Below are 25,950 nucleotides of genomic sequence, written 5' to 3'. Positions count from 1 at the left end.
TTACAGTAATATAGCCGTTAACGCGTAGTCCATAAATAATATCAGTACGCAGCTTACTACCACCGCAGTCGTACTGGCTTTACCGATCTCGAGGGCGCCGCCCTGTACGTTATAGCCGTAATAGGCCGACACGCTGGCGATGATAAACCCGAACGTATAGGATTTGGCCATGGCAAAAAATACGTTGTACGCCTTAAACTCCTGCCGCAGCCCCATCATGAACTGTTCACTGGAGAGCACGCCGGACAGCACGCCCGCTTCTTTGCCGCCCCAGATACCGAGGAAACCCGCAATGGCTACCAGCAACGGGATCATCAGGGTGGCCGCCAGGATCTTGGGCAGTATCAGGTACCCCTTGGTATTGATACCCATAATTTCCAGCGCGTCTATCTGTTCGGAGATACGCATATTGCCCAGCTCAGAGGCTATTTTAGAGCCGATCACCCCGGCCAGTACGATGCTGGTAAGGGTAGGCGCAAATTCCAGGATGATGGTGTCCCGCACCACCTGCGCGATGGTGCTCTTGGGAATGATAGGGCTCACCAGCTGGTAGGCGGTTTGCAGGGTGGTAACCCCTCCCATGAACAGGGAAATAATAAAGACTATCCCTAACGATCCTACGCCAATATCTACGCACTGCTGCATAAATTGCTTCCAGTACATCTTCATGTTTTCCGGACGGGAAAACATGCCCTTCAGCATCAGCAGAAAATTTCCAAAGTGATAAAAGAATCTGAATTCCATAGCTGGTCAAAGATATGAAGGATTTTGCCAATCCGACCCGAATTTAAGATTTTATGGTGCGGTTAACGCAAACTGCTTACCAGCAAGCGTTTCAAACTGCGCTCGATAATTTCGCCCATGGTTTTACAACGTGAAAAAACGGCATCGTGATAGTACTCTGCCAACTCATCTCCCAGCTGCTGTACTTTCTCCGGGAAAGATACCTTGTCGGTCATAATCACGTCCCGCAGGTCTTTGATACGGTGCCGCTGTACCTTTAGACGGCGCGCTATCAGCGCCCGCTCCTCTTGCTGATACTGCTTCACCACTTCAGCGTTGAGGTGTTTCATGGCCAGTTCCACAAACACGCGGTTCTCCTTAAAGAACTGCGGCATATACAGGGTGCGGCGGCCTTCGTAAAACTGCTGGTCAAAGTCGATGGCGCGGATACGGAACTGCACATCATCAAAATCCGGGGTGATATCGATGATGAAGTTATAGGAGCGCATATCGCCCAGCAGCCGCACAAAACAGCGTTCGTTGAACTTAACGAATTCTTTGGCGATACGTTTGGGGTTAAAGTCCATCCTGTCAAGATAATGCAGGATAAACTGATCTCCGGGCACGCCGGCAATGTGTTCTTCCACCAGGGTGTTACCATCGATCAGGAAGTTCATCCAGTAGGGCGACAGGATGTGTTCCAGTTCGAGCCCGTAGATACGGGACGCGTCGGCCACCTTGATGTAGAAATAGTCGTATACCTCATTGTAATTATTGACGATTTTGATACGGAAAGGATGGGAGTTCCCAAAAGTGCAGTAGTCGATCCGTTCTATATGCAGGTGTTCTTCCGCTGTCTGGTCACCGCCGGCTTTCAGGATGGAGTAAATCCGTTTCAAACCGGCATGAATGGCGCTCATGGTGCTCTGCGGATAGAACACGGTTTCCCAGAGCGTATCTTTACCGTCCTTGTCGTATACGGAAATGGAGTGCTCATAATAGCGCAGTTCCTGGTAAGTCAGGGGCAACTTCACCTCCCGTTCATACAATTTAAGGTAGTTACGGAAAGCCTCGTTGATCGGAAAAAATATCTTCTTTTTGGAGATTGTCTGCATAAGACAAATTTAATCAAACGGGGCACGCAAAGGCGCAAAGCAGCAAAGAACACAAAGGATTTTTTAAGATTAATAAGAAAATAAAGGAGCGAAAACCAGCTATTGCTGATCTTCGCTCCTTTATTTTCTTAGCTCGCTTATATTTAAATCTTTGCGTTCTTTGCTGCTTTGCGCCTTTGCGTGACTATTTTTTCTTTTTCTTGTCCGCTCTGGCTTTTTCCTCTTTACACTCCGCCACTTTGCGGCATTTCTCCTGGGCGTCCACCACAGCGATGTTCACCATGTTCACGATCTGCCTTACAGTGCTGCCCAGCTGCAGGATGTGCACCGGTTTTTTCATACCCAGCAATACCGGGCCGATGGCATCGAAGCCGGCTACTTCCTGCAGCAGGTTATAAGCTACGTTACCGGCGGTGAGGTTCGGGAAGATGAGGGTGTTCACTTCCTCGTTCATCAGTTCGGTGAACGGATAGTTGTCTTTCAGGATCTCCTTGTTGAAGGCCATGGCCGCCTGGATTTCGCCATCTACTACCAGCCGGGGGTCACGTTGTTTCACGATTTCCCGTGCTTTGGCAACCAGCTGGGCTTCCGGCGTTTGGCTGGAGCCGAAGTTGGAGTAGGACAGCATCGCGATACGGGGCGTAATGTTGAAGTGTCTCACTTCTTTCGCCACCATCAGGGTAATGTCTGCCAGCTCTTCCGCAGTAGGATTGAAGTTTACCGTGGTATCGGCGAGAAACAGCGGTCCGCGTTTGGTATTGATGATGTACATACCTGCCACACGTTTCACACCGTCTTCCATACCAATCACCTGCAGGGCCGGACGGATGGTGTCGGGATACTTGCGGGTAAGGCCGGAAATCAGGGCATCCGCTTCTCCTGTTTCCACCATCATGCAGCCGAAATAGTTGCGTTCGCGCATGATTTTGCGGGCTTCATACAGGTTAAAGCCTTTGCGTTTACGTTTTTCGAAGAAGAGATCACCAAATTGGTGACGTTTTGCCTGCATTTCATCGCTTTTCGGGTCGATGATCACCACGTCGTCGATCTCGATGGAGTTTTCGAGCATGATCTGGCGGATGCGGGCTTCGTTGCCTAACAGGATAGGGAACGCGATATTTTCGTCGTTCACCACCTGAGCGGCTTTCAGGATTTTCACGTTGTCGGCTTCCGCGAATACGACCTTGCGCGGGTCGCGGCGGGCTTTGGTGCCAATCACCCTGAACAGCTGGTTATCCAGGCCCAGGCGGTTGTTGAGCTCCTGTTTGTAAGCCTCCCAATCGGTGATCGCATTGTGCGCTACACCGCTTTCCATCGCGGCTTTCGCTACTGCGGGCGCTACGGTGCTTAACAGGCGGGGGTCCAGCGGTTTGGGAATAATATATTTAGGTCCGAAAACGATGTTTCTTTCATTGTAGGCCAGGTTCACGATATCCGGCACGGGGGATTTGGCCAGTTCGGCGAGCGCCCGTACGGCAGCCAGTTTCATGGCTTCGTTGATCTGGGTGGCTCTCACGTCCAGCGCACCGCGGAAGATGTAAGGGAATCCGAGGACGTTGTTTACCTGGTTAGGGTAATCGGAGCGGCCGGTGGCCATAATGATATCCGGCCTGGAGGCGATAGCGGTATCGTAGGCAATTTCCGGATCGGGGTTGGCCATGGCGAACACGATCGGGTTTTTAGCCATGCTCTTCACCATTTCAGGCGTTACCACGTTGCCTACGGAGAGACCGAGGAACACATCAGCGCCTTTCATTGCTTCTGTGAGCGTGCTTACTTTGGAAGTGGTAGCAAACTGCATGTGTCTTTCGGTAAGGTCTGTGCGGGACTTGTTCAGCACGCCGTCCTTATCGAACAGGATGAAGTTTTCCGGTTTGGCGCCCAGTGCCGCATACAGCCTTACACAGGCCATGGCAGCGGCTCCTGCGCCATTCACCACTATTTTTATTTTGTCAATTTTTTTCTTCACCAGGTCCAGCGCATTGAGCAGTGCGGCCGCGGAAATGATAGCGGTACCGTGCTGGTCGTCGTGCATCACTGGTATTTTCAATTCCTTGCGCAGCCTGTCTTCGATCTCAAAGCACTCAGGGCTTTTGATATCTTCGAGATTGATACCGCCGAAAGTAGGTTCCAGCGCTTTTACTGCTGCCACAAAACTATCGGGATCTTTAGTATTCAGTTCAATATCAAATACATCGATATCGGCAAATATCTTGAACAGCACCGCCTTTCCTTCCATCACAGGTTTACCGGCTTCAGGTCCGATGTCGCCCAGGCCCAGCACGGCGGTACCATTGCTGATAACCCCTACCAGATTACCTTTGGCGGTATATTTATAAACATTTTCTACATCTCTGTGAATCTCCTTGCAAGGTTCGGCAACACCCGGAGAATAGGCCAGGGAGAGGTCCCATTGTGTTTTAGTATCTTTCGTAGGTATTACTTCGATCTTGCCCGGCCGTCCCTTTGCATGATAGTCCAACGCATCCTGCTTGTTCAGTTTTCTTGCCATATAAGTATAAAAGATTGTTATTGGGCGTGCAATATACGAAGTATTACACTATACGGACGATCAAAATCCGCAGTCTGCTATCAGATATTGCGCTTTTCAACCACTAAATTTGCTTACTTTTACGCCGTTAAACATTCGCAAATATCATGATACAACGTATTCAGAGTCTTTACCTGCTGTTGGCTGCCGGAGCGGGAGCCGCCACACTGTCTTTTGATCTGTGGAAAGCCAAACTGAGCAATGGAACAGTTACTGCTGTGAACGCTTCCAGCAACTATCTGTTATTCGTGCTGTACGTGATCATCATCCTGCTGGCTGTAGTGTGTATTTTCCTGTTCAAAAAACGCAAGCTGCAGTTCCGCCTGACGATCTTCAACATCCTGTTTGTGTTTGCCGCACTGGGCTACCAGTATTATGTGGTACAGCAAACGGCCAATAAACTGGCTGCCGGCGGTATCACCATTACTTCGGCATCATACCAGGTTGCCTCTTTCCTGCCGGTCCTGCTGATCGTACTCCTCTTTATGGCTGCCAGAGGCATTTATAAAGATGAGAAACTGATAAAGTCGCTGGACAGGCTCAGATAACGACCATCAACGCAATTCATAAAAAGAGGGCTGATCATCGATGACCAGCCCTCTTTCTGTTTGGTATTTTTCAGAGAAACTTCCCTGTATAACTTTCCTTCACTTTCTTCAGTCCTTCGGGTACGCCGGTATACAGCAGATTTCCGCCGCCGGCGCCGCCTTCCGGCCCCAGATCAATCACCCAGTCGGCGCTGCGGACCACATCCAGGTTGTGTTCTATCACCAGTACCGTATGTCCCTGATCGATCAGCGCATTAAAAGAGTTCAGCAGTTTTTTGATATCATGGAAGTGCAGACCTGTAGTGGGTTCGTCGAAGATGAACAGGATTTTGCCCTGCGCCTTGCCTTTACCGAGGAAAGAAGCCAGCTTTACGCGCTGCGCTTCGCCTCCGCTCAGGGTATCGCTGCTTTGTCCGAGTTTCACGTAGCCTAAACCCACATCGCTCAGCGGGCGGATTTTATTGCAGACATCTTTCTCGTCTTTAAAGAACTCCAAAGCTTCATCTACGCTCAGTTCCAGCACTTCGTAAATATTTTTCCCTTTATAGGCCACTTCCAGCACTTCATCCTTGAACCTTTTACCGCCGCAGCTTTCGCACAACAGGTGTACATCTGCGAGGAACTGCATTTCCACAATCACTTCGCCTTCACCTTTGCAGGCGTCACAGCGACCGCCGTCCACGTTGAAAGAGAAATGTTTGGGCTGGAAACCACGCATTTTGCTGAGTGGCTGCCGGGCAAAGAGGTCCCGGATTTCGTCGTACGCTTTGATATAGGTGACCGGGTTGGAGCGGGATGATTTACCGATCGGGTTCTGGTCTACCATTTCTATCTGGGTGATATCGTCCACCGCGCCTTTCAGGGCTTTGTGATAACCTACCCTTTCCGCAAATTCTCCTTTCAGCTTCATGAGCGCCGGATACAGGATCTGTTTTACCAGCGTGGTTTTACCGGAGCCGCTCACGCCTGTTACCACGGTCAGTACTTCCAGCGGAAAATCGACGGAGATATCTTTCAGGTTATGTTGCCGGCAGCCTTCGAGGGTGATGGCTTTTTTCCATTTACGCAGTTTTTGCGGTGGGTCTATCCGGTAGTTGCCGCTCAGGTATTTGCCGGTAAGGCTTTTACCGTCGGTCAGTATTTCCGGGTAGGTACCTGCGAAGATGACTTCACCGCCGAGGTGACTGGCCAGGGGGCCCATGTCGATGATATAATCGGCTTCCTCCATCATTTGCTCGTCGTGTTCCACGATCACCACGGTGTTGCCCAGGTCGCGCAGTTCTTTCAGCACGTGGATCAGCCGGTGGGTATCGCGGGCATGGAGACCGATACTCGGTTCATCGAGGATGTACATGGAGTTGGTGAGGTTACTGCCCAGTGTACGGGTAAGCTGTATACGCTGACTTTCGCCACCGCTGAGGGTATTAGCCACCCTGTTGAGCGTCAGGTATCCTAACCCTACGTCCAGCAATGTTTTCAGCCGGTGATTGATTTCAAACAGGATACGTTTGGCTACCTGCTGGTCATATTCGTTGAGCTGCAGGTTATCGAACCAGTTTTTCAGGTCTGATACCGGCATGTCCACCAGGCGGGCGATATTGCTGTCGCCTACGCGGATGTAAAGCGCTTCTTTCCGCAAACGGCCGCCGCCGCACTCATGGCATACGGTACGTCCGCGGTAGCGTGCCTGCAGTACGCGGTATTGTACTTTGTAGAGGTTCTGCTCTACCATTTTGAAGAATTCGTTCAGGCCGTAGAAGTGTTCATTGCCCGTCCACAGCAGCTGTACCTGTTCATCTGTCAGGTCTGCGATAGGTTTGTGTACCGGGAATCCGAATTTACGGGCCACTTTAATGAGCGCCTCTTTGTATTCGCCCATTTTCTCGCCTCTCCAGGGAGCGATGGCTCCTTCAAAAACGCTGAGGCGTTTGTCGGGGATAACGAGATCGGCGTCGATACCGAGCACCTGGCCGAAGCCTTCGCAGGTGGGGCAGGCGCCGTACGGGTTGTTGAAGGAGAAGAGGTTAGGCACCGGTTCTTCAAACTGGATGCCGTCCAGTTCGAAGCGGTTAGCGAAGTGGGTGATGTTTTTACCGTCCACTTCCACGTAGCAGTCGCCTTCGCTTTCGTAGAAGGCTGTCTGCACGCTGTCGGCTATACGGTGTTTGTCGTCTTCCTCAAAATCTTTGACCACCAGCCTGTCTATCAGCACCCATGCATCTGCGGACACAGCCGGCTTTTTCTGCTCCATCAGCTCTTCGATGCGCAGCAGGCCGTTGCCGCCCGCTGACGGGGCGTATAAACGGGAGAAGCCTTTCTGCATCAGGATATTCAGTTCTTCTTTCACATCTCTTTTCGCATGTCGGCGGAAAGGCACCATCAGCAGCACTTTGCTGCCATGTTCGAGATTACTGATAAAGTCTGTTACGTCGCTGACTTCATGTTTTTTCACCAGCTGACCGGACACGGGGGAATAGGTTTTGCCAACGCGGCCAAACAGCAAGCGGAGGTAATCGTAGATCTCCGTCATAGAGCCTACGGTGGAGCGAGGCGTGCGGGTGATCACTTTTTGTTCGATCGCGATGGCCGGGCAGATGCCTTTGATATAGTCCACGTCCGGTTTGTTCATCCGCATGAGGAACTGGCGGGCGTAGGAACTGAGGCTTTCCGCGTAGCGGCGTTGTCCTTCTGCGTACAGGGTGTCCATGGTGAGGGACGATTTTCCCGAACCGGATACGCCCGTCACCACCACCATTTTGTTGCGGGGGATGGAGACGCTCACATTCTTAAGATTGTGGACCCTGGCGCCTTTTATGAAGATATTGTCCTGCGGGTTAACCGGCTGAGGATCAATGATGGTTTCTTTTTTCTTAGTTTTCATTGCCATGACAGAACAAATTTACGGGAAAAGATGTTAGTTGAATAGTAATTGGTCAGGCAATTCATTCACAGAAAATTAACCTGAACAAAGTACCCCAAAATGGCTAAAAGCTTCTCTCCAAGGGCAAAAAAGCTATTTTTATTATTTGTTTTATTGAAGTATTCTTTTATATTTGCGTAGAACGTTTTCTATACCTGGGAATTGTAACAAAATCTTTAACGCTTAAAACTGCTCATTATCGCTTAAACTTTACTCAATTAAACAACCAACAGGCTGTAAAATCCGTATTTATTTACTAACCCGTTCTAGTTGTAGAAGTTTATGCAAATAATGTACAAATTGTGCGACGAGCAGTTGATTACCCTTTTCAAGAAAGGCCATACTTCAGCATTGGAGGAATTGGTTCACCGTCATAAAGACAAGGTGTACACTTCCATCCTGTTGCTTGTAAAGGATTCTTTTCTGGCGGAAGATATTTTCCAGGATACTTTCATCAAAATCATCGACACGATCAGGGCTGAACGCTATACAGAAAAAGGGAAATTTTTACCCTGGGCGATGCGTATTGCACACAACCTGTGTGTAGACCACTTTAGAAAGATCAAGCGCACCCCGATGATAAAAACCGGCGATGACAAGGATATCTTCGACGTACTGGGCTTCAGCGACAGCTGTGTGGAAGACAAGATCATTACCCGTCAGAGCCACGACCGCGTCCGCATCATGCTGGACATGCTCCCGGAGGAGCAGCGGGAAGTAATTATCCTACGACATTATGCAGAACTGAGTTTCAAAGAAATTGCCGATCTCACGCAAGTGAGTATCAATACTGCTTTGGGTCGTATGAGATATGGCCTTATTAATCTCCGGAAGATGATGACGGAGAAGCAAATTTGTCTATGAACGACCCTTTTTTTTGCTTGCCAGCAGCGGGCGGCCGGATGTAATGTCCGACCGCTCGTTATTTTTAGGCAAGTCCTTTCCTTCCTGTAAATATTTCCCTCAGCATTTTTCAAAGATCATGGCGGCCCCTTGTCCTACGCCCACGCACATGGTGGCGAGGCCATAACGTGCTTCCGGGCGGCGTTTCATCTCATGCAGCAGGGTTGTGGCAATGCGGGCGCCGCTGCATCCCAGCGGGTGGCCGACGGCGATGGCGCCACCGTTCACATTCACGATATCGGGGTTGACGCCGAGATCGCGCATACAGGCCAGCACCTGAACAGCAAAAGCCTCATTAAATTCGGCCAGCTGTAGCTGGTCGATGGTAAGGCCTGCGCGTTGCAGCGCTTTTTGGGTGGCAGGCACAGGGCCTATGCCCATAATGGACGGGTCTACCCCGGCCACTGCCATGGCGCGTACCATGGCCAGCGGTTTTAGGTTGAACCGTTGCAATGCTTTTTCGGAAACGATCATCACCGCGGCGGCGCCATCGTTGATGCCGGATGAGTTACCTGCTGTTACCGAACCGTCTTTAGCGAATGCCGGGCGGAGGGCAGCCAATTTTTCCAGGGTGGTTTCCCGGGGATGTTCATCGCGGGACACCTGTACCTGTTCCTTACCCACAGTGGCGGTGATGGGCACTATTTCATCGTTCCAGCGGCCGGCGTTGAGGGCTTCTGCGTACTGATGCTGGCTGCGCAGGGCAAAGCGGTCTTGTTCCTCCCGCCCTATCTGCCATTGGCGAGCTACGTTTTCCGCTGTTTCCCCCATGGAATAGGGATGATGCAGTGCGGCCAGCTGCGGATTGGTAAAGCGCCAGCCGATGGTAGTATCAAAAACCTCGGCTTTCCGGCTGAAGGGCCCATCTGCCTTACTCATGACGAAGGGTGCGCGGGTCATGCTTTCTACGCCGCCGGCCAGGTATATCTCGCCGTCACCGCACATAATAGCACGGGAGGCGTCCATGATGGCCTGCAGGCCGGAAGAACAAAGGCGGTTCACAGTGCTGCCGCCGACCGTTACCGGTAAGCCGGCCAGCAGTGCGGCCATACGGGCTACGTCGCGGTTATCTTCTCCGGCCTGGTTGGCGGCGCCTGCAATCACATCTTCAATGGCGGCCGGGTCTATGGAAGGGTTCCTGTCTGTCAGCGCTTTCAGTACGCGGGCCAGCATATCGTCCGGGCGGACTGTGCTTAATACGCCACCATAGCGGCCTATGGGCGTACGTACTGCATCTACAATATAAGCGACTTTCATGTTGATGGTTGTTGGTTTTGGTGTTTATCTGCAATATAAAACTCTTTTTTGCCGCTGCCGCTTTTTCCGTTCTGGTCAATCCCCGGCGGCCTTCCTCCCCGCTTCCGGCGCCACAGTCATTTTTCAAGCATCAATTAATATGTTTAACAAATTGACTATCAAATAATTAATGATTATTTATTTTCTTTCAGCTTGATAATCAAGCTAAAAGGTGATAAACGCGGGGCCTACTGCTATTTTACCTATCTTTGCAGATGCTTTCCGACTGCCGTAAGGCAGCCATTTGCTCATATAACGGTCAATAATGAAGTCTGACAAAAAAAATATCCGGCACTTAAGTCTGCCAGCCTTACAAGAATATTTTGGGTCTATTGATGAAAAGGCCTTCCGTGCGAAACAGGTGTATGAATGGTTGTGGCTGCGCCATGCCACCAGCTTTGAGGCCATGACGAACCTCTCTAAAGACCTGCGTCATAAGCTGGAAGAGAATTTTGTACTGCCTGCCGTAAAAGTGGATGCCACCCAGCACAGTAACGATGGCACCATCAAAAGCCGCTTCCGTTTACACGACAATCACCTCGTGGAAGGCGTGCTGATCCCTACCGATACCCGTCAAACTGCCTGCGTATCTTCCCAGGTAGGCTGCAGCCTCAGCTGTAAATTCTGCGCCACCGGTTACATGGACCGCAAGCGGAACCTGGATTTTGACGAGATATATGATGAAGTGGCGCTGATCAACCAGCAAGCCATGGAGCATAACGGAAAGAAGCTGACCAACATCGTATTTATGGGCATGGGTGAACCCCTGCTCAACTATAAAAATGTATTGCAGTCCATTGAGCGGATCACCGCTCCTGACGGCCTGGGCATGTCTCCCAAGCGGGTGACCGTGTCGACCGCGGGCGTAGCTAAAATGATCCGCCAGCTGGGAGATGACAAGGTGCGCTTTAATCTTGCCCTGTCCTTACACGCCGCCAACGACAAGAAACGCAGCGAAATAATGCCTATCAACGATTCCAACAACCTGAAGGAACTGATGGCGGCGCTGAATTATTTCTACAAGGAAACCGGTAACGAGATATCCTTCGAATACATCCTTTTCCGGGACTTCAACGATTCCAAACAGGATGCTGACGAGCTGATAAAAATCTACCGTCAGGTGCCTGCTGACCTGGTGAACATCATCGAATACAATCCGATCGACAACGCCCGCTTCCAGAAACCTGACGCCGAAACAGCGGAGGATTTTATGGACTATCTCGCTAAAAACCGTGTGAATGCCAGATTACGCCGGAGCCGCGGTAAAGACATCGACGCCGCCTGCGGACAACTGGCCAATAAAGGATAATCAGCACAATAAAAACATCTATGGGCCATGCTTGCATGGCCATCAATTAATAATAATTTATGAAGAAGAAACAACCTGCTAAGAAGGGCCCGGCTCCTTTTAAAGGAAGAAAAACGGACAACACAGACAAACCGGCAGCAGGCAACCGCAACCGCTCCTCCTTTGATGGCGAAAGGCCCGGAAGAGCATCTGCAAAAGACAACGCAGGAGATACTCCCGCTCAACGTAAACGTACCTACAGCAATGATGGCAACGCCACCTTCCGCAAACGTACGTTCGACAACGGAGAACAACCTACCCGCAAACGCAGCTTTGGTGATAAGGATTTCTCCAAAGATGACAGCACCCCCCGCAAACGCAGCTTTGGCGATAAAGGTTTCTCCAAAGACGACAAAGCGGCCTCCGGTAAACGCAGCTTCGGCGATAAAGGTTTCTCCAAAGACGACAAAACAACCTCCGGTAAACGCAGCTTCGGCGATAAAGGTTTCTCCAGAGACGACAAAACAACCTTTGGTAAACGCAGCTTCGGCGATAAAGGTTTCTCCAGAGACGACAAAGCGACCTCCGGTAAACGCAGCTTCGGCGATGGTAAAGCACCTGTACGCAAAGGCTTTTCCGGCGATGACCGTGATGACGAGAAACCCGTCTTCCGCAAACGTACTTACGGCGACAAAAAACCTTTCGGTAAAAAAACCGACAGCTATACCCGCAAAGATGAAAGCTCTTTCCATGGAGACTTTAACGAAGCTAAAGGCGGCTCCAAAAAAGAAACACCCAGTGGCTTTAACCGCAAAAAATTCTTTGACCGCACCAATGATCGCTTTACCGACAAACAGGAAAGGCGAATGGCAGCCAAAAGCGGCGGCACCGGCAGCCCGCAGGCTTCCGGCCATAAAAAAGAAAGCAAAGAAAGCGCTTTCGCTCCGGGCGAAATGCCCCTGAACAAATACATTGCTCACTGTGGTCTGTGCTCCCGCCGCAAAGCGGTAGACTTTATCAAAGAAGGCAAAGTGACCGTGAACGGTACCGTGGTAGTAGAACCAGCTACCAAAGTGACCAGCGCCGACACCGTGACACTGGCGGATAAAAAAATAAATCTGACCAAAAACCTGCTGTATATCCTGCTCAACAAGCCCAAAGGTTTCATCACCACCACCGATGATCCCGAAGGCCGCAAAACCGTGATGGACCTGATCCAGGACGCCACCGGCGAAGAAAGGGTATACCCTGTGGGCCGCCTGGACCGCAACACCTCCGGGTTGCTGCTCCTCACCAATGACGGCGAACTGGCACAGACACTGGCACATCCTAAACACAACATCAAAAAGATATACCAGGTAGAACTCGACAAACCGCTTACCAAAACGGACTTCGACCAGATCGTTGCCGGTCTTACCCTTGAAGATGGCGTAGCCTACGTAGATGCGTTAGGGTATGTGGACCCGAAAGACAAAAAGCAGATTGGTATTGAGATCCACAGCGGCAAGAACCGTATCGTCCGTCGTATTTTTGAGCATCTCTCCTACAATGTGGAAAAGCTGGACCGCGTGATGTATGCCGGCCTCACCAAAAAAACGCTCAATCGTGGCCAATGGCGTTATCTCAACGAAAAAGAAGTGATCCTGCTGAAACATTTTAAAAAATAACCGGTGCGATTAGAAGAGCATATTTTACTGGAAACACCTGATTTTGTTGTTGTAAACAAGCCATCCGGCATGCTGACGCTGCCGGACCGCCACGACAATGAACTCACTTCCCTGATAGCTGTCATGAAGAAGGCTTACGGGGAAATATTCACCGTGCACCGGCTGGACCGCGATACCAGCGGTATTATCCTGTTTGCCCGCAACGAAGCAGCCCACAAATACTTCTCCCAGCTGTTTGAGAGCCGTGATGTGGAGAAATACTACCTTGGCCTGGTACATGGCGTTCCTATGCCGGAAAAAGGTGCTGTCAATGAAGGCATTATGGAGCATCCGGTACAGAAGGGGAAGATGGTGACCAACCGCAAAGGCAAGGCTTCCCTGACAGACTATGAAGTGTTGGAATCTTTTGGGCTTTACAGCCTGATGAAATGGCGGATCCATACTGGTCGTACCCACCAGATCAGGGTGCACATGAAACATCTCGGTCACCCGATTGCGGTGGATGAGCTGTACGGCAGCCCGCAACCTGTGTTGTTATCGTCCATCAAGAAAAAGTTCAAGCTGGGGAAACATACAGAAGAAGAACGTCCGTTACTCTCCCGGTTGGCGCTGCATGCTGCCATGCTGGTGTTTAAGGACCCTTCCGGCAAGACGTATACCGTAGAAGCGCCGTTGCCAAAAGATATCAACGCCGTGGTCACGCAGTTACGGAAAAACCGGTAACCGCAGGCACTGTTTTGATCGTACAGGTAATAGCACATGCTATTACAGCTGAGTAGGACACAACTCGTTTTGGTTTAATACTGGCCCGTTGGCATAATGCCGGCGGGCTTTTTTATGCCTCTGCCATAAGCGCCAATGCATACCAGACTGCCTGGACCGGTAAACGATCACACCTGGTGCGGAAAACGCTTCGCTGTGTCTGTCTAAGCGGCATTGTTCACTATCAACGGCTCTTATCATAGCAGCACTTTCATCAGGAGAACATTGATGGTATCCATCAACTTCCGGAATTATACAAGGCGGCTAAAACAAATTATAGCATTTAATAATATAAAAGTAAGGCGCAAAAAAAACGGGGAAAAATCCCCGCTTCGTAAAAATCAAAAACCAACCATTAAAAACTCTTATAGCGAAAGCCGGTACCTGGTTGTGTGGTGGATCGGCTTCTTTTGTGTCGTTTCTTATTTGTTCGGCTGTGGTGTTGTTCTCAGATAAGGCTTGATAATTTTGTGGCCTTTCGGAAAACGTTCCGGTATTTCTGCCGTAGGCACTGCTGCCGTCACAATAACATCTTCCCCGTCTTTCCAGTCTGCCGGTGTAGCTACGCTGTATTTAGCCGTCAGCTGCAGGGAATCGATAACGCGTAAAACTTCGTTGAAGTTCCTGCCGGTAGATGCCGGGTAGGTGATCGTCAGTTTTACTTTTTTATCGGGACCAATGATGAACAGTGATCTTACGGTAAATGTTTCTGAAGCATTCGGGTGAATCATACCGTAGAGGTTGGCTACCGTTTTGTCTTCATCTGCAATAATAGGAAAAGTTACGTCACATTGTTGCGTTTCGTTAATATCTCCTATCCAGCTCATATGTTTATCCAGCGGATCTACGCTGAGTGCCAATACTTTAACGTTTCTTTTGGCAAATTCGCCATTCAGAAGGGCTGTTTTGCCAAGTTCAGTTGTACAAACAGGGGTAAAATCAGCGGGATGGGAGAACAGGACGCCCCAGCTATCGCCGAGGTATTCGTAAAAATCTATTTCTCCTATTGTGGTCTTAGCTTTGAAATTGGGAGCAGTATCGCCCAGTCTTAAACTCATAATTTCACAATTTACTTGACCAAAAATAGCATTTTCCTACAAGAATTATAGACTTTAAAATAACTTTTTCACTTTTTCATCGCTTTTTTTCAGGAACTGGATAAAGTGGTTCCGGAAAGTAAAATCTCCGACCGGGTACCCTCCTGGTTTAAAACCAGGAAGGCGAAAATAGGGAACCGGCAGGTAGTTTGGGTAGACAGGCTGCACAAACGGGGAAATGCGCAGCCTGTCTCTTCAGGGTCACAATGGATTGTTTCAGGGATAACGATGAACCATTCGGCATCGATTAACCATGGTGATTGCCTTCCGGGAGGGTGATGGACCTCTGGGGCGGCAGACCGTCACGGTCATCTGATTTTACAGGTTCAACGGATGACAGGGCCACAACGGATGATCCGGGCCACAACGGATGATCCGGGTTACCGCGGCCGCTACCAGCAGGCTTTTCCTACCGGCAACTGTCTGTTCTGACAGACAGGCTTACGTTGACAACGTCATCGTAAATACCCGGCGGCCGCGGACAATGGATGAATCAGGGTTAAACACAACTACAATGGCCAGGGCATAAATAGGGTTTTGAGGTTAACAAACAGGGGCAAACAAACAGGATTCAATCAACGGGATTTGTAAAAAATGGAACTAACAAACAAGGATATTTCATGGGTTAAAGGGACAATGGACAAGGGTTTTACAAACATCCGGATGAAAAAACGGGGTTTTCAATCAAGATGGATCAGAAAGATGTAGCTGCCAGGCATAATAGGCCGTACTGAAACTAAGATCATCAGTCAGGCCGGCTTTCACGCGGGCAGCTTCCTCTTCCAGGTCTATTTCAATAAATCCAAGGTACAGGTCATACTTGTTGCGCAGTGTCTGCAGGCATTCCTCCATTTTCTCCGCAAACGCTGCACGCATCGGCGGTACCGGAGGCGTCACCGGCATGGCCACCACCTTTTGAATAAAATAGCAGGCGTCGTCCGCACAGATTTCCCATTCATGGTGTTCCGGCCTGCTCATGTGAAAGAGCATATTATCAAAAACCACCGCACCTCCCAGTTCTACCTCTACGTCAATCAATTCCGGGATATGGTGCATTGTTTCCAACTTCTTCACAATGGTCATTTGTACGGCATCATTTTTTTCATGGCTGTACCTTAACATTGTATTCATTACTTCATAAGTAGTTACAAGATCACAAGGATACCACACGCCATCCTGCTGCACATGACCCCATAATGTCAGATAGTTGGAATCGTCCATAATGATCTGGCCCACTGAAATGGCCTGCATTTGCATAGTTGCTGTTGATGTATGTGCTTTACTCATAACTATCAGCTTTTGATAACAATACAAAGCTACCGGCTCCTCACGCAAGGGATTTGCGTAGTGACAACAACGTGTGAAATTTTTTTTATCATCTCCCCCTAAAACCCGGAAATGCTTATTTTTAACCCAAAATTTTACGCTTGTGCCAAAAAACAAGGACGCAGTTTCGCGCTATCGCTGGATAGACGAGCGTTTGCGCAACAAAAGGCTGCCAAAGCCCACCCTGGAAAACCTGATAGAATATGTATCGGACAAAATGGATGCGGTGATCTCTACCCGCACTATTCAGAAAGATATTCAGGACATGCGCCAGGACCCGGAGCTCAACTATATGGCGCCTATCGTATATGACCGTAGCAGCCGTACGTACCGTTATGCGGATGATTCCTTCTCCATCAGCAATATCCCTATTGAGGAAGCTGACCTGCAGGGGCTGGAAATCGCTATCGGCATACTCGAACAGTTCCGCAGCCTGCCTGTTGTGCAACAGTTTGAAGACGCTATCCTCAAAATAGCCGCGAGCCTCAAAATGAACCGGGAAGCCCTGCAACACAAAGGGCTTATCAAATTCACCCGCACCACACAATACAAGGGCGCACAGTTCATCCCTGATATTGTGGACGCCATCAAAAACCTGGAGGTGATCCGCATCGCCTACCAAAGCTTTGATCGTAACGAACCAAAGGAACACTGGGTGGAACCTTATCACCTGCGGGAATACCAGCACCGCTTTTACCTCATCGGCAAAAGCCAGCAAACCAGGGGCGGGGCGGTCATCACCTTCGCGCTGGACAGGGTGGTGAACCTGTGGCCCACCATGAAACATTTTGATGAAAAAAATTTTGATGATGCCAGCTACTTCCAGCACGCGATCGGTATCACCGTGCACGATGGCGAGCCGGAAAAAGTAGTGCTGTCCTTCTCTCCCAGGCAGGGGAAATATATCAAGTCGCAGCCAATCCATTCCTCCCAGCAGGTGCTGGCAGACAATAGTAAGGAATGCCGTATCACCCTCCAGGTAGTGATCAATCCGGAACTGACCATGCTGCTGCTGAGTTATGGCGCCCAGGTAAAAGTACTGGAGCCGCAGCACCTGGCGGATAAACTGGCTACGGAAGCCAAAGAAATGATGAAACTGTATAAATAACGCAGCGCCGGGGCCTGATGCCCCGGCCTCCTGTACAACTTCTATTTAGCGGCCGGCTTCTCAAACAGGGAATCTGCCATCGGCTGGTTCACCTCTACCCTGTTCACACGGATCTTCACGTTACTGTCGGCCGTCGTTTGTTCTACCTGCGCCGGATAAGCATAACCATCCACCGTTTTCCGGTAATCAGACAATCGTGTTACCAGTTCGGCTTTGTGCCCCTTAATATCGATTTCGTTGGTCGCTTTCACCAGGTAAAAAGTGTTGGCGTCCAGGTACGCGAAACCGTTCAAACCTTCGGTAGTTGTCACTTTCAGTTTATATACCTCGCCGCCGTCCAGCGTCTCTTTGCCTGCCAGCTCCACCTTTTTACCTTTACCGGCAATATCAAACAGTTCCCCGGTAACATCCAGCTGCGGCTGCATCAGTTTACGAACGGCAGGATCTATCTCTTCAACGTTCTGATTGGTGGTCACCGGCATATACTGCCAGCCGGCATCCTTACGCACCACCTGTATATTTTTGGTGTCCCGGATGTCGAACTCCATCCGCATCGCCTCATCCTGTTTCACCCACTTTCTGACAGGCACCTTCAGTCCCTGCTGGGAATTCAGCGTCATCTCCCCTTCCGTATATTGTGTTTTGATGGCTTTCAGCTTATCTGTGCCACCCAAGGCAGCGGTGTATTTGTCGAGGATCTCGTTCACTGTCTGGGCCTGCAGGCCGATGCTGCCTGTCACCATCCCTGCTGCCAGTAAAAAAATGGTTGCATATCTCATAAACACGGTCTTTTTTTTGAATGGACAAGGGCACCAAAAAACGTACCCCCTTTTGCAGCTGCTGCAGCGCAAACGCTGAAAATGCCGGCTATTGCTTAGCTTTACGGCATGAATAGTTATCAGATCTCAGGCAATATTGTAGACATCCTGCAACGGGAAATTTACCCGGCCACGCTGCATATTGCGGACGGCCACATCCGGCAGATCGTTCGTAACACCAACGACTACCCGCATTTTATCCTGCCAGGCTTTACAGACGCTCATGTACATATAGAAAGCTCGATGCTGATCCCTTCTGAATTCGCCCGCCTTGCAGTGGTGCACGGCACGGTGTCTACAGTTAGCGATCCTCACGAAATAGCCAATGTGATGGGGGTGGAAGGTGTTCAGTTCATGCTGGACAACGGCAAAAAAGTACCGTTTAAATTCAATTTCGGCGCCCCCTCCTGCGTGCCCGCCACCGTATTTGAAACGGCCGGCGCTACCGTAGACGTCGCCGATATCGATCAGCTGCTGCAACGCGACGATATCAAATACCTCGCGGAAATGATGAACTTCCCCGGCGTACTACACCAGGACCCGGACGTAATGGCCAAAATAGCAGCCGCCAAAAAATACAACAAACCGGTAGACGGCCACGCACCAGGGCTTCGCGGCGAAGCAGCGCAAATATATATCGCGGCTGGCATCAGCACCGACCACGAATGTTTCACCCTGGAAGAAGGAAAAGAAAAACTCGGCTACGGTATGCATGTGCTGATCCGCGAAGGCAGCGCCGCCAAAAACTTTGAAGCCCTGATCCCCCTGCTGCACGACCATCCGGAGAAGATCATGTTCTGTAGTGATGACAAACATCCGGACAACCTCGTGGAAGGACATATCAACCAGCTGGTAAAACGGGCGCTCGGCCACGGCATCGATCTGTTTAAAGTATTGCGTGCCGCCTGCGTCAACCCGGTACTGCATTACCGGTTGGACACGGGGCTGCTGCGGGAAAACGACCCTGCCGATTTTATCATCGCCGACAATCTCAAAGATTTTCATGTCCTCGCAACATATATCAACGGCATTAAAGTAGCCGAAAACGGTAAAACGCTGATCCAACCGGTAGATACCCCTGCGGTAAACAACTTTATATGCCAGCCGTCAGCTCCTGCTGACTTCAGGGTGGCTTCCACCGGCACTGCTGCGACAGTCAAAGTAATGGAAGCCATGGACGGACAACTGATCACCAACGCCCTGCAGGCCACGCTGCCGGTACAGGACGGGCATATTGCCTGCGATACGCAGCAGGATGTTATCAAGCTGGTGGTCGTGAACCGTTACCGGCAGGCCCCGCCGGCCATCGCCTTTATCCGTGGCTTTGGCCTGCAACGCGGCGCCATCGCCTCTTCCGTGGCGCACGACAGCCATAATATTATCGCCGCCGGCGTCGATGACGCCAGCATCTGCGCCGCTATCAACGGTGTAATTGCACATCAGGGCGGTATCAGCGTAGCAGACCAGCAGGAGCTGCAGGTGCTGCCGCTGCCCGTTGCCGGACTTATGAGCAACCTCGACGGCTATACGATTGCTGAACAGTACAGCCGCTTCGACCAGGCTGCCAAACAACTGGGCGCTACGCTCGCGTCGCCTTATATGACCTTGTCTTTCATGGCACTGTTGGTGATCCCGCACCTGAAGCTCAGTGACCTGGGCCTGTTTGACGGCGACAAGTTTGCCTTTACACCGCTAGAAGCGTAGTGAAAGTTTATATCTTCAAAAAAAACGGCGGCAGGTCCCGAAGGTCTGCCGCCGTTAATATAATAGGGTCCGTCGTTTATTGACTGATCCATAGCGCACCGTTAATAGAATCCTGCGTTGCTCCTGTAACGGAAGAAAGCACGTTCACTTCCTGCCTCCATCTCAGGGCGCCTATCAACGCCATGACCAGCGCTTCCTTAAACGCTACGGTCAGTTCGTCGGGCACTTCCACTTCAATGCCCAGCGGCGCCAGCTGCTGGCGGATTGTTTCTACCAGGAAAGTATTAAAAGCACCGCCACCGGTGACCAGCAATTTAGCAGGGCCTTCCGGCATGGCTGCTTTGAGTTGGCCGGCTGCCTGCGCGATCTGTGCGGCGATATGTTCTGTATAAGTCCGCAGCTTACCCTGAACGGATATACGCAGTCCGTTGACCAGGGGAAGCACGGTGTCTGTACCGAAGTCATTGGCCAGTGATTTGGGCCATGACTGCCGGTAGTAAGGCAATGCGTTCAGTTGTGCCAGCAAACCGGTATCGGTCACCCCGCCAGCCGCCAGTGCGCCGCCTTCGTCATAGGGTTTGTTGAGTTGCAGGGCCAGTTCATTGAGTACACGGTTGGCCGGACAAATATCGAATGCCACGAAACCATCCGGCAATTGCGCGGATATATTGGCAATACCGCCGAGATTGAGCCAGTACTGATAACCGCCCAACAGATATTTCTCCCCGATGGGCACAATAGGCGCTCCCTGTCCGCCCAGCGCCACGTCTACCGCCCGCAGGTCAGTGATCACCGGCAGTTTGGTTACCGCAGCCATGGCTGCGCCGTCTCCCAGCTGGGCCGTCATTTGCTGACCTGGCAGGTGGAAGGTTGTATGTCCGTGGGAAGCTATAAAATGTACTTTATGGTCCAGTTCATTTTTCTCAATGAAAGACAGGATACGCTGGCCGGCATAATGGCCGTAGGCCGTGTGCAGCAGCAGGTATTCCCTTGCAGGCAGGGTGGTGGCCGCCGCCAGTCTTTCCACCCATTCCGGCTCGTAAGGCAGGCTTTCCGAAGCCTTGATGACATAAGTCCATTGTCCCCTGATTTCCGTCAGCTCAGCAAAAACGATATCCAGTCCGTCCAACGAGCTGCCGGACATGGTACCTATTACATTGTATACCATTCAACTAAAATTTTGGCAAAGGTAGGGTTTCCCTTCCGGTAATTTTTTTTAACCGGTTTATGGAATCGGTGATATCCCCTGCATCATGCCGGCAGAAAACATCCATATTATGCAAAAATACCTCTCCCTGCTGTTGCTGGGTTGTCTGCTGGTGATGCAGGCCACCGCGCAGATGCGTACCATTACGGGGCGTGTCCAGGACAAAAAGACCCATGCCGCCATCAGCGGCGCTGTTATCAGCCTTAAAAAAGGCGGTAAAGCCATCACCCACAGCGATCAAAAAGGCCGGTTTACCCTGAACGTCCCCAACGGCCCCTTAACCCTTGAAGCCATTGCCGCCGATTACCAGACCACTACCCTACAAATTACTGCCGGCCTCTCATCCGTTGTTATTAACATGCAGCCCATCCTTCATCCTGTTAACGCCAAAGATGACAGGGTACTGGAAGAAGTGATCACTACCGGTTATGTCCATAAGGCCCCGGAGCCGTTATCAGAACCGTCTGCCACGCCGATAGCGTCACCGATGGCATACTCACTGCAGGGTAAAGTAGCCGGTGTAGCCGTTAACTACGGCAACGGGAAGCGCCGTGCGCCGGCAGGCCGTTTCAATACGGAAGACTACAGCCCTGTCACCGAAAACATTTTCCACGCCGCCACCGATGAGCCATTGAGTACTTTCAGCATCGATGTGGACAGGGCTTCCTACAGCAATGTGCGCCGTTTCCTGAACCAGGGCGTTCAGCCGCCACAGGATGCGGTACGTGTGGAGGAGATGATCAATTATTTCGACTATAATTATAAATCACCCACCGGCAAAGACCCTGTGGCCATCTATACCGATATGGCCGTATGCCCCTGGAACACCAGCCACCAGCTGGTACGCATTGCCATTAAAGGGAAAGATGTGGATGCCCGTGAGCTGCCGCCTTCCAACCTGGTGTTCCTGCTTGATGTGTCCGGCTCTATGGACGAAGAGAACAAACTCCCCCTGGTGAAACGTGCTTTTGCCGCGCTGGTACAGCAATTGCGCCCGGAAGACAAGGTGGCTGTGGTAGTGTATGCCGGCGCTGCCGGTGTGGTATTGCCTTCTACCAGCGGCAGTGAGAAAAAGAAAATCCTGGAAGCCATGGAATCTCTGCAGGCTGGCGGTTCTACCGCGGGCGGCGAGGGCATAGAGCTGGCCTACAAGATCGCCGCAGAGAACCGCAGCGCCAAAAGCAACAACCGTATCATCCTGGCCACTGACGGTGATTTCAACATCGGCGCCTCCAGCGACGGAGCGCTGCAACGGCTCATCGAAAAAGAAAGGCAGCAGGGCATTTTCCTGTCAGTACTGGGCTTCGGTATGGGCAACTACAAAGACAACAAGCTGGAGCTGCTGGCCGACAAAGGCAACGGCAACTATGCTTACATTGATAACTTCGAGGAGGCCCGCCGCACCTTTGTGACCGAATTCGGCGGTACATTGTTTACCATCGCGAAAGACGTGAAGCTGCAGGTGGAATTTAACCCTGCCTTCGTGCAGTCGTACCGGTTAGTAGGCTATGAAAACCGGTTGCTGGCAAATGAAGATTTCAATAACGATAAAAAAGACGCCGGTGATATGGGCGTGGGCCATACCGTGACGGCGCTGTATGAAATCATTTCCACCACCGACAAGGCCGGTAAGGGCGTTAATTGGGTAGATCCGCTGAAATACCAGCAACATACCGTTGTAGGTCATCTGCCGGAAGTGCTGACAGTAAAGCTGCGTTACAAACAGCCCCAGGAAAACAAGAGCCGGCTGATGGAACAGGTGTTGCCCTACAACCGGCAGCAGATCACAGAAGCCCCGGAAGATTTCCGGATGGCCACTGCAGCCGCGGCTTTCGGACAGCTATTACGTAATTCCGCCTTTAAGGGCGCTATCACGTACAATGATGTGCTGCAACTCGCTTCTTCTGCCAAAGGCCAGGACAAAGAAGGATACCGGGCGGAGTTTATTCAGCTGGTGAAAAAAGCACAGCTGATCGGCAAGGACCAGGAATAGGTTACATATATTTTCGGTAATTTGCCGCTTCAAAGCGAAGCAGATATATGATAATCAATTTAAGTGAAACAAATTCGCTGGTAGGTGAATGGTTAAGCGAGATCCGGAATGTGGAGATACAGCAGGACCGTATGCGCTTCCGGCGTAATATGGAAAGGCTGGGCGAAGTAGCCGCCTACGAAATCAGCAAGACACTGGATTATGTGGAGAAAGAAGTGACCACCCCTATGGGTATTGCCAATTGCCGGGTGCTAAAAGCACAGCCGGTACTCGCCACCATTCTGCGGGCAGGGCTGGCGCTCCATCAGGGTTTGCTGCATTATTTCGACAAAGCCGATCATGCGTTTATCTCCGCTTATCGCAAACACAACCACGACGGCTCTTTCGATATCAGCCTGGAATATGTGAGCAGTCCTTCCATTGAAGGACAGGTGCTGATCCTCTCCGATCCCATGCTGGCTACAGGTTCCTCTCTGGTAAAAACCATTGAGCACCTGGAGGAAATCGGCAAACCCAGTCATATTCACCTGGTAGTCGCCATTGCCTGTACGGTGGGTATTGAATACGTGCTGCGCAATACCAAATCCAATATTACCATCTGGGCAGGAGATATTGATGATGAACTGACCGCCAAAGGCTATATTGTACCGGGTCTTGGCGATGCAGGAGATCTCGCCTTCGGAAATAAATTACAACAATAATCCGGGTCCGGCGTTTAATAAAAAGGAATTTTCAGCATACAGCTTACGGATTTAGCGATTTAAATAATGGCAGTATATCACACGATTTTACACCATTATTTAAATTGTTAAATCCGTAAATTTATTATGCACGATAGGATTTTCATGCCGTATTAACATTTTTACACATGGATTTAATTTGAAATATAACATATTTGGTGTACCTTCACCCTTACTGCATAAACCCTATGCTTTAAGCTTATCATATGAAAAGAGCTTTATTACTATTCTTGACCATATTCTTCTATTTAAATCCACTGCGGGCGCAAGACCCGCACTTTTCGCAGTTTTTTGCGTCACCGCTCACCCTTAACCCGGCTTTTACAGGTTTATTTTCAGGCGATTACCGTATATCGGGCAACTACCGTTCTCAATGGCGCAGCATTTCCACGCCCTTTGTGACCGGCACGGCTGCCATTGATTTTGGTATCCTGAAAAATGTTATTTCCTATACGGATATTTGGGGCGTGGGCCTGATGGCGATGTACGACAGAAGCGGGGGCGGCGCTCTTACTTCTACCTACCTGTCGGCCAGCACTGCCTATCACAAAGGATTGGACCCGGAAGGCAACCATACCATTGCCATTGGTTTACAGGGAACGCTGGTACAGAAGAGGATAGACAACACCAAACTGCAGTTTGAAAACCAGATGGACAACAACGGGTATAACCCGCTGATTCCCAGCAATGAAACGCTGGTCAACCCGAAAATTTCCTACTTCGATCCCAACATTGGGATCCTGTATAACGGCCTGATCGGAGAATCGTCCAACATCTATCTGGGCGCCTCCTATTATCATATTACCCAACCCGTAGAATCTTTCATGGACCAGACCCAGAACCGCCTCAGCTATCGCTGGACCTTACACGGCGGAGGCTCGGTGCCGGTCAACGGGAAAGATCGTTTTCACACCAGCATCCTGTACATGAAGCAAAGCACCGCCTCTGAATTCACCTTCGGCGGCGCCTATGGTTTTACCCTCAGCGAAATGGATGAAAACAATCCGACCGTGCTGTTCCTCGGCAGCTGGTACCGTATGAAAGACGCTATCATCCCTTATGTAGGGATGCAGATCAAAGGATTCCAGGTAGGGATGACTTACGATACCAACGTATCCAGCCTGCGACCGGCCTCCAACGCCCGCGGCGGCCTGGAGATCTCCCTGATCTATATCCATACCCGGAACGAGAACAACAAGTACAAAACCCTGTGTCCCCGTTTCTAACATACGTGTCTGTCACCTGATCATATATCAAAACCGTGTTGCTTAGGCCACACGGTTTTTTTTTATCATGAACCACACAAAATCAGCGATTTCAGTAATTCCTGGCCGGATTTGAAATATTTTTGCCTTAGTTTCGTTCATCATCAAATTATTCATGTAAAATTTTCTGTCACCAAAAAATTTCAGGCGTTGTTGTTTTCATTCAGAGAGGTACTGTCGGCCATTCAATCATACGGAAAAGCCCATCAGTTCATTATGCAGCATAAGTTGTGGAAGTGGATTCTGATACCCGGCATCATTTACTGTTTACTGTTTTTCACCGGATTTTATTTTGTATGGGGCTATTCAGGTGATTTTGTGGAATACCTGACCAAACTGTTGCATATCACCGAGTGGGTACAAGACCTGGAAAGCAGCTGGGTAAGCTTCCTGTTTATCCTGGTGGCCTTCTCTGTCCGCATCGTTTTTGTATTCTGGTACTTTTCCTACTTCAAATATCTCTTTCTCATTGTAGCGTCCCCCGTCTTCTCCTATCTGTCGGAGAAAACAGAAGCTATTCTCGAATACCGTGAGTTTCCCTTCAGCTGGGCACAGCTGGGGCAGGACATCTGGCGTGGCATCCGCATGTCTTTCCGCAACATCGTATACCAGACAGGCGCCATCCTGATATTACTGGTGGTGTCCTTTATCCCGGTGGTAGGATGGATTACCCCTATGATCGGCTTTTTCATCGAAGCTTATTTCTATGGCTTCTCCATGATGGACTACAGCTGTGAACGCCACCGCCTTTCTATGGCGCAGAGCATACAGTTTATCCGTCAGCACCGCGGAATGGCGCTGGGCAACGGCATGGTGTTTTACATCTTCATGCTGGTACCTGTAGTTGGCTGGATGCTGGCTCCTTCCTATGCGGTGATCGCCGCCACCATCGATTTACAACATAAAAAACTGATATAAC

The 25,950-nt window shown here is 50.4% G+C and carries 20 protein-coding genes; 11 read left to right on the top strand and 9 right to left on the bottom strand.

Annotation, left to right across the window (positions count from 1 at the left end; all coding sequences use genetic code 11):
* From B5D63_RS17915 to B5D63_RS35885, 3 genes are all read right to left on the bottom strand, one after another.
* The gene (locus B5D63_RS17915; RefSeq protein ID WP_078670131.1) at positions 1–744 is read right to left on the bottom strand and encodes an MlaE family ABC transporter permease; all 744 of its coding nucleotides are present in this window, start codon (positions 742–744) and stop codon (positions 1–3) included.
* 62 nt (positions 745–806) lie between these two features.
* A complete protein-coding gene (locus tag B5D63_RS17910) occupies positions 807–1,838 on the bottom strand; it encodes a hypothetical protein (protein WP_078670130.1) in 1,032 nt (343 codons plus the stop codon).
* Positions 1,839–2,022: 184 nt separating this feature from the next.
* Complete coding sequence (locus B5D63_RS35885; RefSeq protein ID WP_078670129.1) at positions 2,023–4,350, bottom strand: NADP-dependent malic enzyme; 2,328 nt, start codon at positions 4,348–4,350, stop codon at positions 2,023–2,025.
* A 146-nt stretch (positions 4,351–4,496) separates the two neighbouring features.
* On the opposite strand from B5D63_RS35885, the gene B5D63_RS17900 reads away from it, so the two are divergent.
* Positions 4,497–4,937, top strand: coding sequence for a DUF4293 domain-containing protein (locus B5D63_RS17900; protein WP_078670128.1), 441 nt, complete (start codon positions 4,497–4,499; stop codon positions 4,935–4,937).
* Positions 4,938–5,007: 70 nt separating this feature from the next.
* Here B5D63_RS17900 and uvrA read toward each other — a convergent pair whose 3' ends face one another.
* Positions 5,008–7,824 carry an excinuclease ABC subunit UvrA gene (uvrA, locus tag B5D63_RS17895; protein ID WP_078670127.1) on the bottom strand — a complete coding sequence of 939 codons (2,817 nt, stop codon included), beginning with the start codon at positions 7,822–7,824 and terminating at the stop codon, positions 5,008–5,010.
* A 324-nt stretch (positions 7,825–8,148) separates the two neighbouring features.
* Here uvrA and B5D63_RS17890 point away from each other — a divergent pair, with 324 nt between their 5' ends.
* Positions 8,149–8,721: an RNA polymerase sigma factor gene (locus B5D63_RS17890; protein WP_078670126.1), complete on the top strand. Its 573-nt coding sequence runs from the start codon at positions 8,149–8,151 to the stop codon at positions 8,719–8,721.
* A gap of 99 nt (positions 8,722–8,820) precedes the next feature.
* Here B5D63_RS17890 and B5D63_RS17885 read toward each other — a convergent pair whose 3' ends face one another.
* Complete coding sequence (locus tag B5D63_RS17885) at positions 8,821–10,017, bottom strand: thiolase family protein (RefSeq protein ID WP_078670125.1); 1,197 nt, start codon at positions 10,015–10,017, stop codon at positions 8,821–8,823.
* A gap of 304 nt (positions 10,018–10,321) precedes the next feature.
* On the opposite strand from B5D63_RS17885, the gene rlmN reads away from it, so the two are divergent.
* From rlmN to B5D63_RS17870, 3 genes are read left to right on the top strand one after another with little or no spacing between them, the layout of a single operon-like run.
* The gene (gene rlmN, locus B5D63_RS17880) at positions 10,322–11,365 is read left to right on the top strand and encodes a dual-specificity RNA methyltransferase RlmN (protein WP_078670124.1); all 1,044 of its coding nucleotides are present in this window, start codon (positions 10,322–10,324) and stop codon (positions 11,363–11,365) included.
* A 59-nt stretch (positions 11,366–11,424) separates the two neighbouring features.
* Positions 11,425–13,011, top strand: coding sequence for a pseudouridine synthase (locus tag B5D63_RS35460; protein ID WP_235021565.1), 1,587 nt, complete (start codon positions 11,425–11,427; stop codon positions 13,009–13,011).
* A gap of 3 nt (positions 13,012–13,014) precedes the next feature.
* Positions 13,015–13,734 (top strand): RluA family pseudouridine synthase, encoded by a 720-nt coding sequence (locus tag B5D63_RS17870; protein ID WP_078670123.1) that lies wholly within the window; start codon positions 13,015–13,017, stop codon positions 13,732–13,734.
* 461 nt (positions 13,735–14,195) lie between these two features.
* On the opposite strand, the gene B5D63_RS17865 is transcribed toward B5D63_RS17870, so the two are convergent.
* Both B5D63_RS17865 and B5D63_RS17860 read right to left on the bottom strand, forming a co-directional pair.
* Positions 14,196–14,831, bottom strand: coding sequence for a peroxiredoxin (locus tag B5D63_RS17865; RefSeq protein ID WP_078670122.1), 636 nt, complete (start codon positions 14,829–14,831; stop codon positions 14,196–14,198).
* 723 nt (positions 14,832–15,554) lie between these two features.
* Positions 15,555–16,157 (bottom strand): hypothetical protein, encoded by a 603-nt coding sequence (locus tag B5D63_RS17860; RefSeq protein ID WP_143312957.1) that lies wholly within the window; start codon positions 16,155–16,157, stop codon positions 15,555–15,557.
* A 142-nt stretch (positions 16,158–16,299) separates the two neighbouring features.
* Here B5D63_RS17860 and B5D63_RS17855 point away from each other — a divergent pair, with 142 nt between their 5' ends.
* Positions 16,300–17,304 carry a helix-turn-helix transcriptional regulator gene (locus B5D63_RS17855; protein WP_078670120.1) on the top strand — a complete coding sequence of 335 codons (1,005 nt, stop codon included), beginning with the start codon at positions 16,300–16,302 and terminating at the stop codon, positions 17,302–17,304.
* Positions 17,305–17,345: 41 nt separating this feature from the next.
* Here B5D63_RS17855 and B5D63_RS17850 read toward each other — a convergent pair whose 3' ends face one another.
* Entirely contained in the window at positions 17,346–18,083 is a 738-nt protein-coding gene (locus tag B5D63_RS17850; protein ID WP_078670119.1) for a LolA-like protein, read from the bottom strand.
* 108 nt (positions 18,084–18,191) lie between these two features.
* Here B5D63_RS17850 and ade point away from each other — a divergent pair, with 108 nt between their 5' ends.
* Positions 18,192–19,826, top strand: a complete 1,635-nt coding sequence (gene ade, locus B5D63_RS17845; protein ID WP_078670118.1) for an adenine deaminase — start codon at positions 18,192–18,194, stop codon at positions 19,824–19,826.
* Between the two features lie 76 nt (positions 19,827–19,902).
* On the opposite strand, the gene B5D63_RS17840 is transcribed toward ade, so the two are convergent.
* Positions 19,903–20,994 carry an anhydro-N-acetylmuramic acid kinase gene (locus B5D63_RS17840; protein ID WP_078670117.1) on the bottom strand — a complete coding sequence of 364 codons (1,092 nt, stop codon included), beginning with the start codon at positions 20,992–20,994 and terminating at the stop codon, positions 19,903–19,905.
* A gap of 109 nt (positions 20,995–21,103) precedes the next feature.
* On the opposite strand from B5D63_RS17840, the gene B5D63_RS17835 reads away from it, so the two are divergent.
* The 4 genes from B5D63_RS17835 to B5D63_RS17820 all read left to right on the top strand — a co-directional run bounded on the left by B5D63_RS17835 (position 21,104) and on the right by B5D63_RS17820 (position 25,949).
* Positions 21,104–23,026: a vWA domain-containing protein gene (locus B5D63_RS17835; RefSeq protein ID WP_078670363.1), complete on the top strand. Its 1,923-nt coding sequence runs from the start codon at positions 21,104–21,106 to the stop codon at positions 23,024–23,026.
* A gap of 47 nt (positions 23,027–23,073) precedes the next feature.
* Positions 23,074–23,727, top strand: coding sequence for a uracil phosphoribosyltransferase (gene upp, locus B5D63_RS17830; RefSeq protein ID WP_078670116.1), 654 nt, complete (start codon positions 23,074–23,076; stop codon positions 23,725–23,727).
* Between the two features lie 245 nt (positions 23,728–23,972).
* Positions 23,973–24,992, top strand: coding sequence for a PorP/SprF family type IX secretion system membrane protein (locus tag B5D63_RS17825; RefSeq protein ID WP_078670115.1), 1,020 nt, complete (start codon positions 23,973–23,975; stop codon positions 24,990–24,992).
* Positions 24,993–25,181: 189 nt separating this feature from the next.
* Positions 25,182–25,949, top strand: coding sequence for an EI24 domain-containing protein (locus tag B5D63_RS17820; protein WP_317044787.1), 768 nt, complete (start codon positions 25,182–25,184; stop codon positions 25,947–25,949).
* Position 25,950 lies beyond the last annotated feature (1 nt).

It is taken from the genome of Chitinophaga eiseniae (genome assembly GCF_900167135.1).
Classification (GTDB): domain Bacteria; phylum Bacteroidota; class Bacteroidia; order Chitinophagales; family Chitinophagaceae; genus Chitinophaga; species Chitinophaga eiseniae.
Note: the sequence above shows the minus strand (reverse complement) of the source record. Positions and strands in the feature narration are given on the sequence as shown.